We start from the raw sequence: 15,883 nt of genomic DNA on the forward strand, positions 1-15,883 counted from the left end.
AAGGGCGCGGCTCGATGGGTGTAGAAGAGGGGTACCTCGCCGCCGAACGGCGACCGTCCCCCGGCCTGTCGCGCGCGATCTTCGTACCTGCATTCGAGACCCTAGCGGCACGGCGCGTGGCACGAGGCGGGAATACTCAACTGGAGGCAGGTGTGCGGGCGGACGTGGATCAGGTGGCCGGTTCCTTTCCCGAGGAGGACGCTCCCCGGCGGATCCTCCGGTCCGAGACGGTGCTCGTCCTGGCGCTCTCGCTCGGCGCGAGTGGTGTGTCGGCGCTGATCAGTTTTGTCGGCTCGGTGACAAAACCCGGTGCCCTCCGGGACCAGGCGGCCCAGCTCAACTCGTCGGCGGCCCCGGGCCGGCCGTGGCTCGATCTCGCCTGGCAGCTGTTCGGCATCACGACCGCTCTGGTGCCGGTCGCCCTCGTCGCGCACTTCCTGCTCAGGGAGGGCAGCGGACTGCGGGCCATCGGCTTTGACCGCACCCGGCCCGGCCCCGACCTGGGGCGCGGCACGCTCGTGGCGGCGGGGATCGGGAGCGCGGGGCTCGCGTTCTACCTGGCGGTCCAGGCGTCGGGCTTCAACCTGACCGTGGTGCCGGAGTCGCTGCCCGGCGTGTGGTGGAAGTTCCCGGTACTGATCCTCTCGGCGGTGCAGAACTCCGTGCTGGAGGAGGTCATCGTCGTCGGGTATCTGCTGCGGCGCCTCGGGCAGTTGGGGTGGACACCGATGGCCGCGCTGGTGGCGAGTTCCGTGCTGCGTGGCTCGTACCACCTGTACCAGGGGATCGGCGGCTTCCTCGGCAACATGGTGATGGGCGTGGTGTTCGTCCTCCTCTACCGGCGCTGGGGGAGGGTCGGGCCGCTGGTGGTGGCCCACTCGCTGCTCGACATCGGGGCCTTCGTCGGATACGCGCTGCTGGCGGGCAAGGTGGGGTGGCTGCCGACGGCGTAGGGGGTTCCCCTCGACCTACGGCGCGCTGAGCAGTTCGCCGTCGATGACCGTGACCGCGTGGCCGGTGAGCAGCGTACGGTCGCCGCGCAGGGACGTGCGGACCACTCCCGTACGGGCACCTCCCTGGAGACCCGTCAGCTCGGCGCGCCCCAGCCTCGCCGACCAGAACGGGGCGAGCGCCGTGTGCGCGCTGCCCGTCACCGGGTCCTCGTCGATCCCCACGGCCGGGAAGAAGCCGCGCGAGACGAAGTCGTAGCCGCCCGCCGGGTCCGCCGCGGCGGCCGTGACCACCACGCCGCGCCGGGAGAGGGCGGCGAGCCGCCCGAGGTCGGGGGCGAGTCCGCGTACGGTCCGCTCGTCCGCCAGCTCCACCAGCAGGTCACCGATCCGCTCCGAGGTGCGGTGCACCGACAGCGGCTCGGCGCCCAGCGCGGCACTCAGCGCGGCGCCGACGCCGTCCGGGGCGGCCACCGGGATCAGCGCCGAGGTGGGGAAGTCCAGCGTCAGAGACCCGTCCTTGTGCGCGGTGGCGCCGAGGACGCCCGAGCGCGTGGCGAAGCGCAGGGGACCCGTCGCCCGGCCGGTGGAGCGCAGCACGTGGGCCGTGGCCAGGGTGGCGTGCCCGCACAGATCGACCTCGGTGACCGGGGTGAACCACCGCAGCGCCCACCCGGCGTCGCCGCCGGCCGGCAGGGGATGCGCGAAGGCCGTCTCCGACAGATTGACCTCCGCCGCCACCCGTAGCAGCCACCCGTCGTCGGGAAACTCCGCCGCGTCCAGGAGCAGGACCCCCGCGGGGTTGCCGGCGAAGGGGCGGTCGGTGAAGGCGTCGACGATTCGGATCCGCATGCGCCGACGGTAGGGGATCGCCGAAGCACCAGGTGAGAGGGGGGACAAAAAAGGTGTTTGTCAAACGTACGCTTCCGATATATCGTTGGGGTATCGCGACAGATCAACGATAGATGAAGGAGGAACGTAGAGATGCGTTCACAAGCACACGGACACGGACATGAGCACGGACCGGGATCCGGTCGCTGTGGGCCCGGCGAGCGGGGCCGGGGAGGTTTCGAGGGGCGGCGCGCCGCCTTCGGGCCCTTCGGCCCGCCGTTCGGCGGGGGTCCCTTCGGGGGCGGTCCCTTCGGCGGAGGCCGGGGGCGCGGTGGCGGCGGTGGCCGGGGAAGGGCGCGGCGTGGTGACGTACGCGCCTCGATCCTGGCGCTGCTGAAGGACCGGCCCATGCACGGTTACGAGATGATCCAGGAGATCGGCGAGCGCAGCGGCGGGGCCTGGCGGCCCAGCCCCGGCTCGGTGTATCCCACCCTCCAGTTGCTGGAGGACGAGGGGCACATCACCAGCAGGAGCGAGGGCGGCAAGAAGCTGTTCACGCTCACGGAGAGCGGACAGGCGGAGGCCGAGACAGGCCCCGACGCTCCGTGGGAAGAGGCCGGGCGCGGCGTCGACTGGGAGACGGTCAACGAGATCCGGCAGGCCGGCTTCGGGCTGATGGAGGCGTTCGCCCAGGTCTGGAAGACCGGCACGCCCGAGCAGCGGCAGAAGGCCCTCGCGGTCACCAACGAAGCACGCAAGAAGCTCTATCTGATCCTCGCCGATGAGGACTGACGGAGAGCGGTGGTACGGAGAGCCGTTGTACGGAGAGTGGTTGTACGGAGACGGGGCCCCGCGGTCGTGACCGCGGGGCCCCGTCGCGTGCCGTCCCACGGCGTGGTCGCACGCGGTCGGCAGGGTGACCGTCCCGTACATCCGGACGCAAGGCAGCGCGCCCCTGTCGGGGTGAGGAGGGTCCGATCTCATTCCCAAGGATGAGGAACCGGCCCAATGTGCCCACCTTCCGTGGGACGCCAAGATGGCCCCCGCCGGGGATGCCTCACCCGGGGGCCGGCTGATGAGGTGAGAGAGTGCAGAGCCCTACCCCGCGCGTGCCCCGGCAACCCGTACCGACCCGTCCCGGCGTCGACCTGGACGCCCGGCTCACCGTGGAGCTGGCGTCGGTCGTCTCAGGCGCGCGCAGAAGGGTCCACCGCGACGGTGACGCGCAGATCGACACGGCCCATCTCCTGCACTCGCTGCTGGAGACCGACCCCGGGGTGCGGGCCGCCTTCGACGGGCCCCAGGTGGCGCGGGTGCTCGGCTATCTCGTCCAGCGCAGCATCGGGTACGGGCTGCGCTGGCAGGGGACGGTCGAGGACTCCGGCGCCGTGCCGGTCCTGCGGGAGGACGCCGTGACCGGCTGGTCCCCGCCCGCCGTCACCGCCATGAACCACGCGCTGGAGCGGGCCGTCCGGCGCGGTGACCTCCGGGCCTCCGGGCTCGACCTGCTCGCCGCGCTCGCGGCGGACCGGTCGTGCAGGGCGGTCGACGTGCTCGAACGGGCCGGGGTGGATGTGCCGCTGCTGTCGGCGCGGCTGCTCGGAGCGGGCCGGCGCGGACGACAGGTGTGACCGGTGGGTAGCTCCTGACGCGACCTGTCATGATGACGCCATGCACGCGTCTCAGGGGCAGGGGAGGAGCGTCGGACTGGGCCTGGCCCTGGCGTCGGCGTTCGCGTTCGGTGGTTCCGGTGTCGCGGCCAAGCCGCTCATCGAGGCGGGGCTCGACCCCCTCCAGGTGGTCTGGCTGCGGGTCGCCGGCGCGGCCCTGCTCATGCTTCCGGTCGCCTGGCGCCACCGCGACCTCGTCCGCCGCAGGCCCGCGCTGCTCGCCGGATTCGGGCTGCTGGCCGTGGCCGGCGTCCAGGCCTTCTACTTCGCCGCGCTCTCCCGTATCCCCGTCGGCGTCGCGCTGCTGGTCGAATACCTCGCCCCCGCCCTCGTCCTGCTCTGGGTCCGCTTCGTGCAGCGGCGGCCCGTCACCCGCGCGGCCGCCGTGGGGGTCGTGCTCGCGGTGGGCGGCCTGGCCTGTGTGGTCGAGGTCTGGGCCGGGTTGAGCTTCAATCCGGTGGGGATCCTGCTCGCGCTCGCCGCGGCCTGCTGCCAGGTCGGTTACTTCGTACTGTCGGACCAGGGGAGCGGTACGGAGGACCCGGAAGACACGGCGGATCCGCTCGGGGTGATCGCGTACGGACTGCTCGTCGGGACCGTCGTGCTGACCGCCGTCGGCCGGCCGTGGGAGATGGACTGGTCCGTGCTCGGCGGTACGGCCGACCTCGGCGGCACCGAGGTGTCCGCGGCGCTCCTGCTGGGCTGGATCGTGGTGATCGCGACCGTGCTCGCGTACACGACCGGTGTGGTGTCCGTACGGAAGCTCTCGCCGCAGGTCGCGGGGGTGGTCGCGTGCCTGGAGGCGGTCATCGCGACCGGTCTCGCGTGGGTGCTGCTGCGGGAACACCTGTCCGCGCCGCAGATCGCCGGCGGCGCGGTGGTGCTGGTCGGCGCCTTCATCGCGCAGTCCTCGACGCCCCGGTCGCCGTCGAGCGGTGCGGTGTCTCTGGGGGAAGCTCCGGTCCCGGCGCACGACGAGGCGTTCGAAGAGACGAGCCACCCGGCCTAGGTCCCGGGCCAGTCGCTCAGGGGGCGGCGAGGTAGCCGGGCAGGGCGACGGCCGGGTCGAGATCGTCCGCCGGTACGGGCGGACCGTAACCCCGTACGACGGGGACGACCCCGCTCCAGTACGGGAGCGCCAGGTCCTCGGCGTCGTCGTTGGGGCCGCCCGTACGGACCTTGGCGGAGACCTCGTCGAGGTCGAGGCGGATCACGGCGGTCGCGGCCAGCTCCCTGGCGTTGGCGGGGCGCGAGTCGGCGGCGCGGCCGGGCACCACATGGTCGACGATCGCGTCGAGAGCCGTGCGCCGCTCGTCGGGGTCGGTCACCTGGCGGGCGACGCCGTGCACCACCACGGAGCGGTAGTTGATCGAGTGGTGGAAGGCGGAGCGCGCCAGGACGAGGCCGTCGACATGGGTGACCGTCAGGCAGACGGGGAGGCCGGGGTCGGCGGCGCCCGCGAGCAGGAGTGGACGCGAGCCGGTGGAGCCGTGGACGTACAGCCGCTCGTCCACCCGGCCGTAGAGCGTGGGCAGGACGACGGGTGCGCCGTCACGTACAAAACCGAGGTGGCAGATGTACGTCTCGTCGAGTATGGCGTGGACCAGTTCCCGGTCGTACGAGGCCCGTTCGCGGGAGCGGGTCGGGACGGTGCGTTCGGTGGGGCGGTAGGCGGCGGTGGTCTCCGGCGGGGCGGATTCCGGTGCGCTCTCCGGCATTTGCGTCCTCCATTGCACTAGTGCATAGTTGACTTTGTGCTAGGAGAGTATCGGATCCAGGGTCGGCGCGCGGCGGATATTTCGGCGAGTGTGGAGCGGGCGGTCGGCTCCGGCGAGCTGGTGCCGGGCCAACTGCTGCCTCCCATGCGGGAGTTGGCGACGGAGTTGGGGGTCAATCCGAACACCGTCGCGGCCGCCTACCGCACGCTGCGCGAGCGCGGGGTGATCGAGACGGCGGGCCGCAAGGGCAGCCGCGTCCGGGCGCGCCCGGCCAGTACGGCCCGTGGGTCGATCCGCGTCGAGGCGCCTCCGGGCGTACGGGACGTGTCGGCGGGCAACCCCGATCCGGCCCTGCTGCCGCCGCTGCACGACGCGCTCGCCGCCGCCGCGCGGCACAACGCGGAGCGGCCCGGGATGTACGGACAGGCGGCCGTCGACGCGGAGTTCGCGCGGCTCGCCCGCGCGGGACTGGACGCCGACGGGGTGCCCGACGGGCCGGTGGCCGTCACCTCCGGCTCGCTCGACGCGATCGAGCGGGTGCTCGCCGCCCACCTCCGGCCAGGTGACGCCGTCGCCGTCGAGGACCCGGGCTGGGGGAGCCTGCTGGACCTCGTGCCGGCGCTCGGGTTGCGGCCCGTGCCGGTGGGGGTGGACGACGAAGGGCCCCTGCCCGGTGATCTGGAGCGGGCGCTGCGGGACGGCGTCCGCGCGGTCGTCGTGACCGACCGCGCGCAGAATCCGACGGGCGCGGCGGTGAGCGCGGCCCGGGCGGCGCGGTTGCGCGCGGTGCTCGCCACCCGCCCCGGGGTGCTGGTGATCGAGGACGACCACGGCCACCACTTCGTGGACCTGCCCCTGCACCCGCTCGCCGGGGCCACCGACAGCTGGGCGCTGGTGCGCTCCACCGCGAAGGCGTACGGGCCCGATCTGCGCCTCGCGGTCCTGACCGGCGACGCCATGACGATCGACCGGGTGACGGGCCGGCAGCGGCTCGGTCCCGGCTGGGTCAGCCGCCTCCTCCAGCGGGCCGTCGTGGAGCTGTGGACCTCGGGCGCGGTGGACGTCGGGGCGGTGTCGCGCGCGTACGGGGAACGGCGCGACGCGCTCGTACGGGCCCTGGCGGAACGGGGTGTCGAGGCCAGGGGCCGCAGCGGCATGAACATCTGGGTGCCGGTCGCCGACGAGACGAGCGCGGTGACGGGCCTGGTGCGCGCGGGGTGGGCGGTCGCGCCGGGGGCGCGCTTCCGGGTGGCTTCGCGGGCGGCGGTACGGGTCACGGTCTCGGCGCTCACGGACGGCGACCTCGTGTCGCTCGCGGACGCGCTGGCCGCGGCGGCGGGACCGGGGCCCGCGCGCAGTTACGGCTGAGCGGGTGTGGGTGCCGGTGCCTGCGCGGGTGCGGGTGTCGGCTGCGGTGCGGTCGCCGGGTCCGTCGTGTCCGTCGGGTCCGCCTCGGCCGTCCGGCCTCCGCTCCCTCCCCGCTTCCGGGACTTCCACGGCTTGCTCTGCGTCAGGGCGGCACCGGCCAGGATGACCACCGCGCCGACCGGGGTGTTCCAGCTCAGCGGCTCGCCGAGGAGGGTGACCCCCGCGGCCGTGGCGATGACCGGGATGAAGTACGTCACCATCGCCCCGATCGTCGGGCCGACCTCGGCGACGACTCCGTACTGGAGCAGGATCGCCAGGCCGGTCCCCAGCGCCCCGAGCACCACCACCGCGAGCAGCGGCCACAGCGGGAACGACGTCGGCATGGAGGTGAACAGGGGCGTTACCAGGGCGAGTTGCACGGTGGCGAGGAGCAACTGCGTACCGGTGAGCGAGAGATGCGAATGGCTGCCACCGGCCAGGGTGCGGCGTACGTAGATCCAGCCGACCGGGTAGCTCAGCGAGGCCAGCAGGGCCATGGCCGTACCCGTGACGTCGAGGCCGGAGAACCCCTGCCAGGCGCCGAGGACGGTCAGCACACCGAGGAATCCGATGCCCACTCCGGCCACCCGGCGGCGGGTGGGGCGGTCCTCGGACAGGGCGACGAACGACAGCAGCATGCCCCACAGGGGCGAGGTCGCGTTGCAGATGCCCGCGAGCGTCGAGGGGATCGTCAGCTCGGAGTACGCGAAGAGCGAGAACGGCAGCGCGTTCAGGAGGAAGGCCGCGACGGCGAGATGGCCCCAGGTGCGCAGGCCCCGGGGCAGCCGTTCGCGCTTCCACACGAGGGCGATCGCGATGACCGCCGTACCGAACAGGAGGCGGCCGAAGGTGACTTGGAACGGCGCGAAGCTGTCGGTGCCCACCTTGATGAACAGGAAGCTGAAACCCCAGATGAGGGAGAGCGCCGCGAACCGGACGCGCCAGCCGATCACGCGGCGCACACGCGGGGTGTCCGGGGAGCCGCCGGGCCCGACCGGGGTGCCCCCCGAGGCCGGTGGGGAGGAGTGCGGGAGGGAGGCGGCGGCGGGGCGGGGCGGGGTGGCGGTGCTCATGGTCATCACCATGACCTGAACCATCTCGTAGGACAAGCGAGATTTTGTACTCCCGATGTCTTAGCATCGCTTATATGTTGAATCTGGAGCGACTGCGGACCCTGGACGCGCTGGCCCGCCACGGCTCGGTGAGCGGCGCCGCCGAGGGCCTGCACGTCACCACCTCCGCCGTCTCCCAGCAGCTGGCCAAGCTGGAGCGCGAGGTGGGTCAGCAGCTGCTCGCCAAGAACGGCCGGGGGGTCAGGCTCACGGACGCCGGCCGGCTGCTCGCCGACCACGCCGCGCGGATCATCTCGCAGGTCGAGGTCGCCCAGTCGGACATCGAGGCGCAGCGCGGCCGGGTGGTGGGGGACGTGCGGATCGCGGCGTTCCCGACGGCGGCGCGCGGGCTGTTCCCCGTCGCGATCCGCGCCCTGCGCGACACCCATCCCGAACTGCGCGTGATGGGGCGGGAGCTGGAGCCGGAGGCCGGTATCCGGGGAGTCCTCAGGGGCGATCTCGACCTCGCCGTGGTGCTGGACTGGAACAACAAACGGCTGCCCGTGCCGGGCGGTCTCGCCATGGCGCATCTCCTGGACGACGCCGCCGATGTGGCGATGCCCGCCGACCACCGGCTCGCGGGCCGGTCGGAGGTGGACCTGGAGGAGTTCGCCGACGACTCCTGGGTGTCCTGGCCGGAGGGCGAATTCTGTTACGACTGGCTGATGTTCACGCTCCGCTCGAAGGGCATGGAGCCGCGGATCGGCCATCTCGCCGGGGAACACCACACCCAGCTCGCCCTGATCGCGGCGGGTCTCGGCGTCTGCGTCGCGCCCCGGCTGGGCCGCGGGCCGGTGCCCGAGGGCGTGGCGGTGGTCCCCGTACGGCAGAAGATGTGGCGGCACATCCACGCGGTCTGGCGCACGGACGCCGGCCGCCGCCCCTCGATCAGGGCGGCGGTCGAGGCGCTGGGGGCGGCGGCGCGGACGGTCGAGGAGTGAGGGGGCCGTACGCGTCCTCACGTCCTGGTGGGTACGCCGTCACGCGAGCGTGATCGAGTCTCCGGTGACCTTGATCGACGCGGCGGGCAGGGGCTGGGTCGCGGGTCCCTGCTTCACACTGCCGTCCGTGACGCTGAACTGACTGCCGTGGCAGGGGCAGTTGATGACGCCGTCCTTCACGGTCGTCACGGCGCACCCCTGGTGGGTGCACTTGGACGAGAAGGCCTTGAACTGTCCGGTCTCGGGCTGGGTGACCACCACACCCTGGCCGTCGAAGATCTTCCCGCCGCCCTCGGGGATGTCGGTGGTCTTCGCGAGGACACCGCCCGCCCCCGCGTCGCCCGCTCCGGTGTCGGCCCCGGCGTCGCCCGGCTTCTGGTCGGCGGTGTCCGACGTGTCGTCCCCGCACGCCACGAGTGCCGCACTCAGCCCCACGGCGCCGGCCGCGGCGACGATGGTCCGGCGTGTCACGATCCGTGCGGTGCCCTGCGTTCCCGTCATGCTGCGTACCTCTCTCCTGGCCGCCAGTACGTCGGCCGATCACTGGAAAGTACGGACAAACCCGCCTCCGTGTTCACGCGTGGGACGAACTGTCCGGAACATTCCGTGGCTGTCCTGGGAGTTCGCGGGGCGGTCGCCCGTGGGCCGGGGCGGGCCCCGGGTTGACGGCGCGGCGGCGGAGTCGGACATTTGATGAAACGCACATCAGCGGCTCCCGCCCGCATCCCCCCAGGAGGATCATGTACTCCACGTACCGATCCCGGGCTGTTGTCCCCGCGCTGGCCTGCGCGCTGGCCGCCGTACTCGGCGGCTCGTCCGCCGTCGGCGCGGGCGGTGCGGACAGCGCCGCGGGTGCCCCGGCGGGGGGACCTCCGGCTTCGGTGGCGGTGAGGGGGACGGGGGCGTCCGACGCCGGGTCCGTGACGACGGCACCGAGCGCGCCTTCCGTGGCCGCGCCGTCCGTGCCTGCGCCGTCCCCGCGCGCCCCGTCCCCGCCGGCGCCGTCCCCGCGCGCCCCGTCGCCGCGGATCGTCAACGCCACGCTGACGATTCCGTCGATCGACATCAAGGCGCTGCGGGTGGTCCCGTACCGGGGCACCACCGACGACTGGCCCGGCACGCGCATACAGGACCGGGGCATCGCCGCCAGTCCGTACGGCCCCGACGGAGGGGTCGGCCCCGGTCAGGTCGGCAACTACCTCGTCACGGGCCACCGCCTCTCCGCGGGCGGCCCGCTGCGCGAGGTGCCGTCGCTCAAGACGGGCGACCGGGTGTTCGTCACGGCCGGAGGCGTCACCTACGAGTACCGGATCACGGAGTCCCGTATCACCTCGTTCCGCTCCGCGAGCTCCCTCGCGGACCAGCGGGCGGCGGTGCCCGGTTTCCCGGGCAAGCAGCCGACCAAGGCGATGATCACACTCTCCACCTGCGCGACCCCGGAGGACAACGCGGCCGGGAACTTCTGGCGCGACGACCGGCACAACCCGGAGCACCGCATCGACAAGGTCGGCGAACTGGTGGCGGAGAAGAAGGCCTCCACGCCCTGATCCACGGTGACGGAGCGGGTGACCCGGAACGTGACTCAGCGTGTTGTAAGAATTACATAAGATCATATGCGTGAGCGGATCCTTTCAGGGCACACGCTGTCCTGGAGGTTGATAACTATGGTTCCCCTGCTACTCGTTCTTCTGCTCGCCCTGATTCTTTTCGGTGCGGGCTTCGCACTCAAGATTCTGTGGTGGATCGCCATCATCGTCCTGGTGGTGTGGCTGCTCGGTTTCGTCGTCCGCCCCGGGGCGGGAGGCGGCAAGCGAGGACGCTGGTATCGCTGGTAGGCGGTAGTTCCAGCACATTCGGATGGGGGCCGGACATTTCAGTCCGGCCCCCATCCGAATTTCCATGTCCCGGCGCACGTGTGAGAGCCGGATGGGAAAAGAGTCGAGAAGTGAAGAAGACACGGGCGCGCGAAACGTCATTTCCGTGAACCGGGGCAGGAAGAACCGTGGGTGGCCGGGTGGCGGCCGTGGCGCACAGGGAACCGCGCCTCCAGCACGGCACGCCCCCGGTCACCTTCCGTCGCGCCGGGGTTCGGTCACTGACCGGCCCACCGCCGGACCGTCGCCGTGGCGTCGGCCGCGTCCTCCGCGTTCAGGGACGCGATGCGCGCCCGGTGATTGGTGTCCGGCGCGATGTCGATCCGCGCGTCCCGGCTGCCGGGGCCGAGGCGGAAGCGTTCGGCGGTCGCGGCGTCGTTCTCGCCGTACACGAAGAGCAGCCGGCTCCCGTCCTTCCGTACCCATCGGTCGATGTCGGCCATCGCGTGCGGCTGGAAGCGCAGGGGTATGTCGCGCGACACGTACGTCCGTACCTCCTGGATGCCGGGGTAGCGGAGCAGGCCGGTCAAATGTGCGGTGCTGTACTGCGGATAACCCAGCTGGGTGCCCAGTTGGTAGAAGTACGGCGTGAGGGGGGTGAGCGTGCCGTCGGTGTAGTTCGCGAGACCCGACGTCCTGTCCAGCCAGGTGTAGAGCTCCTCCGTGGAGGCGGTGGGGTCCGGGACGCCGGTGCACAGGGGGTCGCCGTACTGCCAGTACATCGGTACGGCGCGCAGCACGGCGAGTTCGTACGCGCGGTCGGCGCCGCCGATGACCGTGAACGTACGCCCCTCCCCGGCCGCCCACTCCTCGTAGCGGGCCACCATCTCTGCCCGCCGCAGGAGCGCCTCACGCTGTACGGCCTCCAGTGACGCGCGGCAGGCCGGTGTTCCCACGTTCGCGAGGAACGTGTCGTACGCGCTGTCGTCCGTATCGTCCACGTTGTTGGGCGCGGAGTAGACGACCGTACCGTCCACGTCGTGGGGGTAGAAACGCCGGTGGTAGACCGACGCCATACCGCCCTTGCTGACCCCCGTCGAGATCCACGGACCGCCGTAGAGCGGCTTGAGCGCCTCGATCAGGCGGTGGTGGTCGCTCGCCGCCTGCCAGATGTCGAGCTTCGACCAGTCCACCTGGCTCGGCCGGGACTCACCGAAGAAGCGCTGCTCGGTGACGATCTGGTTGCCGTCCACGAGCCCGGCGGGCTCGGACCGGAAGTCCGGGCTCGTGACGAGGTCGTAGCCGGAGGTGTACAGCACCATGGGCTGCTGGGCGGACCGGTGGAGGAGCGTCAGCCGCTGCTCGAACGTTCCCCTCGCGGGGTGGCGGTGGTCCACGGGCTGCCGATACGCCAGCTCGAAGAAGCGGTAGCCGGACGCCGCGGGCTTCTCCGCCGTGACCCGCATGCCCGGGACGGCCTCGATGCGGGCGCGGATGTCTACGGCGGGCGACGGCTCGGAGGCGGCCGCCGCGACCGGGGCCACGGTTCCCGGCAGCGGCCCGGCGAGCGGCGGGACGGCCAGCAGGGCGAGGACGACGAGGGCTGCGCGGAGGTGAGTTCTTCTCATGGGGCCAGTCAAGTCGCGGGCCGTGGCGCACGGATCCCCTCACCGGGTGAGCGGCGTCCCCCACGCGGGGGAGAGCGCACGGGAGTTCCCGTACGGGGCCCGGCCCTTGAGGGCGGCTGGAATATCCGGACGCCGGTACGACCACGGTGACCGACCCCGACGGCGACGCGACCGTACACACGCACAACGCGGACGACAAGATCACCAAGGTCACCGATCCCCTTACGACGCCCGCGATCGCGTCAAGACGGGGTCCTCCACCAACAGCACCGTGCGCTGCACCTAGGACGACGCGTCCGAAGTCACCGGCAAGAACGGCTCGACCGCCGGCTGAACGTACGACAAGGCCGGCAACGAAACCTCCGGCGCCTCCGCCACTCCCCCCCGCACCGCGCAGACCTGAACTGACCACCAGCAGCTCGCCACCATCACCACCGGCACCTCCTCCTACGACCTGGTGCACGCCGGTACGGACAACAGCGAACGCACCAAACTGGGCTGCACCTGGTGCCACGCGACCGCGCTCGCCCTGACCGGGATCACCACCGCCGGCACGGACACCGGATTCATCCGGGAACCGGCGGACACGCTCAACTCCATGCGGACCGGAGGGAAGAGCTACTACTACCTCACCGACGCGACCGGCAACGTCCTGGGTCTTCGTAGACGACGCCGGCACACGCACCCACACCTATGCCCACGGTCCCACAGCCCTCCCCCGTACCACCCCATCCCAAGCGGTCACCCAGCCCCACCGGTTCGCAGGCGAATACCTCGACCCCACCGGCCCGTACAAGATCGGCGCCCGCTACTACACCCCCACCCTCGCCCGCTCACCCAGCCCGACCCCTCGGGCGAGGAGAACAACCCCTACCTCTACGCGGCGGGTGACTGCGTCAACAACGCCGACCCGACCGGGCTCGGCCGGCTCTCCTGCCTCGGCCGGACTCTCTCCACGGTGGGCGGACCAATCAGCCTCGGGGTAGCCGTAGTGTCCATTCCCGCGCTGGCGGGGAAGACGACATCTACGCGGTTCGCTTCGGCCTCGACGGCGGAACACCCCCGCGCTGGCGGGGAGGACGCGGCCTGCGCGAAGGCCCCCTTCGCCATGTCCGGAACACCCCCGCGCTGGCGGGGAGGACCTGGACGGTGCCGAAGAGACCACCATCAGCTACGGAACACCCCCGCGCTGGCGGGGAGGACGTGTACATGACCGGCAGTGCGGCTGCGGCACCCGGAACACCCCCGCGCTGGCGGGGAGGACTCTTCCTGACCTGCGGCTTAGTCGGCGCTTTGCAAACCCTTGACCTGCTGCTCCGAGTTGCTGGTTGTCATCTGCTGAGCCTAACGCCTCGGGTGGTGAGGGGAGATGGGTGGCAACGTCGTTGCAGGTCAGGGTGATTGTCAGTGGGGGGCAGTTTCGGTGTTCTGGTCGGTGCGAGGAGGGGGCGGGGCACCCGCGGCATCATCCTCGGGCGCGCGTGCAACGGCTCTGTCATCTAGGACTGGGGAGAAGCGGTCCATTACCCCTAACACGGGATGAGGATAAGGGAAGACCGCCAAGAAGATCGGCGAGGCCGTGGAGATGCCGTGGGCTGGGCCGGCAGTGATCGCCCTGGAACGCACAAGCAGGCATCGGTCCTTCTTGCGGCCGTGACGCTCGTTTGACGCTCTGAGCACCCGCTCGCCCTCGTTCGAGACCAGAACGGCGCTGTTTCCAGGGTGACATGTTTTCGATGACGCACCATGTGGAGCGCGAGGCAATCCTTGAACCTGTCGCAGCGGCAGGGCTCGCCGAGCTTCGCATGGGTCCTCGTGGTCGCGTGATGTGCCGCCGAGAAGGCCTTGTCGAATCCCCAAAGCCTGAGGCTCCCACGCCTCAGACCACCGCTTCCCTTGATGAGGAGCTACAGCAAGGGGAAGCGGCACAAGGTCGCCGGTATACCTGGTCAACCGTGTTGTCGGCCGACTACCAGCGTGGCATTCGGCCTGGGATTCGGGCTCCGTCAGGGCGGGGTTTTTGGGCTGAGCCCGGAGGATATCGACTACGCGCGAGGCGTCCTTCACGTCCGCCGCCAAATGTAGGCGATCGGTTGAAGAGCGTACTTCGGCCCTGTCAAATGGGAAGAAGGCCCGTGCCGTAGACCCGTTTTCTCTGCTGCTCACTACGCGCTTCGACAACGCCCTTGCGGTGAAAGCGTGGAACACCTACACCTGAAAGTCTGCGCTGGCCGAGGACGGCGTCATCCCGCCTCGGGTCGAGGGTGCGAAACCCACGCAGTGGGTGGCGGCCCCCAAGGACGGTTTCCATGTGCTGCGGCGCACCCCCGCCTCAGGCGCTCCTCGCCCGCAATCACCCTCCGTTACTATGCTCGCTTCATGCGGGAGGCCGGAAGGAGGCGCCCCCGCGCCGCCATTGACGGACTGCTCGGGGGAACGGAGAGATGGGCACGCCGACCTTAAACTCCCCAGCTTCTCCCCAGGCCCGTCGGCGGACAATTCCCGCTGCTACGCCTCTGTAGAGTTGGCCGTTGATCGTAACGTTGAAGAGACGGACGGCCCGGGAAAATGCTCACAGAAGTCAACGCGACCCGCTATGTCACCCCCTTGAGGGAAGGTGGATCGCTGCCCGGGATCGTCGAGGCCGACGACCTCGGGACGTACGTCATGAAGTTCACCGGCGCGGGGCAGGGCCGCAAGACGCTGGTGGCCGAGGTCGTCTGCGGGGAGTTGGCCCGCCGGCTGGGGCTGCGCGTGCCGGAACTCGTCACCATCCAGCTCGATCCGGTCATCGGCCTCTCCGAGCCGGACGAGGAGGTGCAGGACCTGCTCAAGGCGAGCGGCGGGCTCAACCTCGGGATGGACTACCTGCCCGGGTCGATCGGCTTCGACCCGCTCGCGTACGAGGTGGACGCGGCGGAGGCCGGCCGCGTCGTCTGGTTCGACGCGCTGATCAACAACGTGGACCGTTCCTGGCGGAACCCGAACCTGCTCGTCTGGCACGGCGACCTGTGGCTCATCGACCATGGCGCGACCATGATCTGGCACCACAACTGGCCCACCGCCCAGGCCTCCGCGGCCAAGCCGTACAACGCCTCGGACCACGCCCTCGCGGCCTTCGCCCCGGACGTCGCGTCGGCCGCCGCCGCCCTCGCCCCGCTGGTGACCGAGGAGTTGCTGGCCTCGGTGGTCGCCGACGTACCCGACGAGTGGCTGGCCGGGGAGCCCGGCTTCGACACCCCCGACGCCGTGCGCCGCGCCTACACGGAACCGCTGCTGGCGCGCGCCGCGAGCATTCACGAGCGCGTCGTCTTCGACGCGCCCGCCAGGACCAGGCCCTCCCAGGCGCCGGGCTGGCTCGCCGACCGGCTCGCCCCCCGGCCCGACCGGGCGACGGGCACGAACGACAAGGACGGCGTCAAGTGAGCAAGAGGGACGTCTACGAGTACGCGCTGCTGCGCGTCGTGCCGCGCATGGAGCGCGGGGAGTGCTTCAACGCCGGGGTGCTCGTCTACTGCCGGGCCGCGTCCTACGTCGCGGCCAGGACCCACCTGGACGAGGCCAAGCTGAAGGCCCTCGACCCGGACGCCGATGTGGTGGGGGTACGGGCGGCTCTGCGCGCGGTCGAGAGCGTCTGCGGCGGCGGTACGGGAGCGGGGCAGGCGGCCGGGGACGACCCCGGGCGGCGCTTCCGGTGGCTGATCGCGCCGCGCTCGACCGTCGTACAGCCGGGGCCTGTGCATACGGGGCTGACGGCCGATCCCGAGGCGGAGACGGAGCGTCTGCTGGAGCTGCTGGTGCGCTGAGGCGGG

At 71.3% G+C, this 15,883-nt stretch carries 15 protein-coding genes and 1 CRISPR repeat array; of the genes, 10 read left to right on the forward strand and 5 right to left on the reverse strand.

Annotated elements, in window-relative coordinates:
- Positions 1-173: 173 nt before the first annotated feature.
- Positions 174-953: a CPBP family intramembrane glutamic endopeptidase gene (locus tag ACIODU_RS14005; protein ID WP_161306662.1), complete on the forward strand. Its 780-nt coding sequence runs from the start codon at positions 174-176 to the stop codon at positions 951-953.
- A gap of 15 nt (positions 954-968) precedes the next feature.
- Here ACIODU_RS14005 and ACIODU_RS14010 read toward each other — a convergent pair whose 3' ends face one another.
- Entirely contained in the window at positions 969-1,802 is an 834-nt protein-coding gene (locus ACIODU_RS14010) for a PhzF family phenazine biosynthesis protein (RefSeq protein ID WP_356429690.1), read from the reverse strand.
- Between the two features lie 132 nt (positions 1,803-1,934).
- On the opposite strand from ACIODU_RS14010, the gene ACIODU_RS14015 reads away from it, so the two are divergent.
- From ACIODU_RS14015 to ACIODU_RS14025, 3 genes are all read left to right on the forward strand, one after another.
- Positions 1,935-2,573, forward strand: coding sequence for a PadR family transcriptional regulator (locus ACIODU_RS14015; RefSeq protein ID WP_401767389.1), 639 nt, complete (start codon positions 1,935-1,937; stop codon positions 2,571-2,573).
- Positions 2,574-2,869: 296 nt separating this feature from the next.
- Positions 2,870-3,412, forward strand: coding sequence for a Clp protease N-terminal domain-containing protein (locus ACIODU_RS14020; RefSeq protein WP_401767391.1), 543 nt, complete (start codon positions 2,870-2,872; stop codon positions 3,410-3,412).
- 40 nt (positions 3,413-3,452) lie between these two features.
- Positions 3,453-4,460: an EamA family transporter gene (locus ACIODU_RS14025; protein ID WP_401767393.1), complete on the forward strand. Its 1,008-nt coding sequence runs from the start codon at positions 3,453-3,455 to the stop codon at positions 4,458-4,460.
- Between the two features lie 16 nt (positions 4,461-4,476).
- On the opposite strand, the gene ACIODU_RS14030 is transcribed toward ACIODU_RS14025, so the two are convergent.
- Positions 4,477-5,169 carry a pyridoxamine 5'-phosphate oxidase family protein gene (locus ACIODU_RS14030; RefSeq protein ID WP_401767394.1) on the reverse strand — a complete coding sequence of 231 codons (693 nt, stop codon included), beginning with the start codon at positions 5,167-5,169 and terminating at the stop codon, positions 4,477-4,479.
- A 36-nt stretch (positions 5,170-5,205) separates the two neighbouring features.
- Between ACIODU_RS14030 and ACIODU_RS14035 the strand changes: the two genes are divergently transcribed.
- Entirely contained in the window at positions 5,206-6,537 is a 1,332-nt protein-coding gene (locus ACIODU_RS14035) for an aminotransferase class I/II-fold pyridoxal phosphate-dependent enzyme (protein ID WP_401767396.1), read from the forward strand.
- On the opposite strand, the gene ACIODU_RS14040 is transcribed toward ACIODU_RS14035, so the two are convergent.
- Positions 6,528-7,649 carry a DMT family transporter gene (locus ACIODU_RS14040; RefSeq protein WP_401767398.1) on the reverse strand — a complete coding sequence of 374 codons (1,122 nt, stop codon included), beginning with the start codon at positions 7,647-7,649 and terminating at the stop codon, positions 6,528-6,530. The genes ACIODU_RS14035 and ACIODU_RS14040 overlap by 10 nt on opposite strands.
- A gap of 74 nt (positions 7,650-7,723) precedes the next feature.
- Between ACIODU_RS14040 and ACIODU_RS14045 the strand changes: the two genes are divergently transcribed.
- Positions 7,724-8,629 (forward strand): LysR family transcriptional regulator, encoded by a 906-nt coding sequence (locus tag ACIODU_RS14045; protein ID WP_356429671.1) that lies wholly within the window; start codon positions 7,724-7,726, stop codon positions 8,627-8,629.
- 39 nt (positions 8,630-8,668) lie between these two features.
- Here ACIODU_RS14045 and ACIODU_RS14050 read toward each other — a convergent pair whose 3' ends face one another.
- On the reverse strand, positions 8,669-9,130 hold the full coding sequence (locus tag ACIODU_RS14050) for a Rieske (2Fe-2S) protein (protein ID WP_401767400.1): 462 nt from the start codon (positions 9,128-9,130) through the stop codon (positions 8,669-8,671).
- 239 nt (positions 9,131-9,369) lie between these two features.
- On the opposite strand from ACIODU_RS14050, the gene ACIODU_RS14055 reads away from it, so the two are divergent.
- Positions 9,370-10,176 carry a class E sortase gene (locus ACIODU_RS14055; protein WP_401767402.1) on the forward strand — a complete coding sequence of 269 codons (807 nt, stop codon included), beginning with the start codon at positions 9,370-9,372 and terminating at the stop codon, positions 10,174-10,176.
- Positions 10,177-10,293: 117 nt separating this feature from the next.
- Positions 10,294-10,464 carry a hydrophobic protein gene (locus tag ACIODU_RS14060; RefSeq protein ID WP_356429724.1) on the forward strand — a complete coding sequence of 57 codons (171 nt, stop codon included), beginning with the start codon at positions 10,294-10,296 and terminating at the stop codon, positions 10,462-10,464.
- Positions 10,465-10,721: 257 nt separating this feature from the next.
- Here the strand turns inward: ACIODU_RS14060 and ACIODU_RS14065 are convergent, their stop codons facing one another.
- A complete protein-coding gene (locus ACIODU_RS14065; RefSeq protein ID WP_401767404.1) occupies positions 10,722-12,071 on the reverse strand; it encodes a S28 family serine protease in 1,350 nt (449 codons plus the stop codon).
- 991 nt (positions 12,072-13,062) lie between these two features.
- Positions 13,063-13,335: direct repeats of the CRISPR family, unit length 29 nt; unit sequence CGGAACACCCCCGCGCTGGCGGGGAGGAC.
- Between the two features lie 1,304 nt (positions 13,336-14,639).
- On the opposite strand from ACIODU_RS14065, the gene ACIODU_RS14070 reads away from it, so the two are divergent.
- Together ACIODU_RS14070 and ACIODU_RS14075 are read left to right on the forward strand one after the other, a co-directional pair.
- A complete protein-coding gene (locus tag ACIODU_RS14070) occupies positions 14,640-15,497 on the forward strand; it encodes a HipA family kinase (protein WP_356431786.1) in 858 nt (285 codons plus the stop codon).
- Entirely contained in the window at positions 15,494-15,877 is a 384-nt protein-coding gene (locus ACIODU_RS14075) for a DUF3037 domain-containing protein (protein WP_401767405.1), read from the forward strand. The genes ACIODU_RS14070 and ACIODU_RS14075 overlap by 4 nt, the downstream gene beginning before the upstream one ends.
- Positions 15,878-15,883: the final 6 nt, after the last annotated feature.

Origin of the sequence: Streptomyces sp. NPDC088261 (assembly GCF_044740805.1) — a bacterium.
In the GTDB taxonomy this organism is placed as follows: domain Bacteria; phylum Actinomycetota; class Actinomycetes; order Streptomycetales; family Streptomycetaceae; genus Streptomyces.

Excerpts from the sequence above, each read along its gene's own strand:
- ACIODU_RS14025 (WP_401767393.1), top strand. The coding sequence starts at position 3,453 with ATGCACGCGTCTCAGGGGCAGGGGAGGAGCGTCGGACTGGGCCTGGCC.
- ACIODU_RS14040 (WP_401767398.1), bottom strand. The coding sequence starts at position 7,649 with ATGAGCACCGCCACCCCGCCCCGCCCCGCCGCCGCCTCCCTCCCGCAC.
- ACIODU_RS14010 (WP_356429690.1), bottom strand. The coding sequence starts at position 1,802 with ATGCGGATCCGAATCGTCGACGCCTTCACCGACCGCCCCTTCGCCGGC.
- ACIODU_RS14060 (WP_356429724.1), top strand. The coding sequence starts at position 10,294 with ATGGTTCCCCTGCTACTCGTTCTTCTGCTCGCCCTGATTCTTTTCGGT.
- ACIODU_RS14030 (WP_401767394.1), bottom strand. The coding sequence starts at position 5,169 with ATGCCGGAGAGCGCACCGGAATCCGCCCCGCCGGAGACCACCGCCGCC.
- ACIODU_RS14065 (WP_401767404.1), bottom strand. The coding sequence starts at position 12,071 with ATGAGAAGAACTCACCTCCGCGCAGCCCTCGTCGTCCTCGCCCTGCTG.
- ACIODU_RS14050 (WP_401767400.1), bottom strand. The coding sequence starts at position 9,130 with ATGACGGGAACGCAGGGCACCGCACGGATCGTGACACGCCGGACCATC.
- ACIODU_RS14055 (WP_401767402.1), top strand. The coding sequence starts at position 9,370 with ATGTACTCCACGTACCGATCCCGGGCTGTTGTCCCCGCGCTGGCCTGC.
- ACIODU_RS14045 (WP_356429671.1), top strand. The coding sequence starts at position 7,724 with ATGTTGAATCTGGAGCGACTGCGGACCCTGGACGCGCTGGCCCGCCAC.
- ACIODU_RS14015 (WP_401767389.1), top strand. The coding sequence starts at position 1,935 with ATGCGTTCACAAGCACACGGACACGGACATGAGCACGGACCGGGATCC.
- ACIODU_RS14070 (WP_356431786.1), top strand. The coding sequence starts at position 14,640 with ATGCTCACAGAAGTCAACGCGACCCGCTATGTCACCCCCTTGAGGGAA.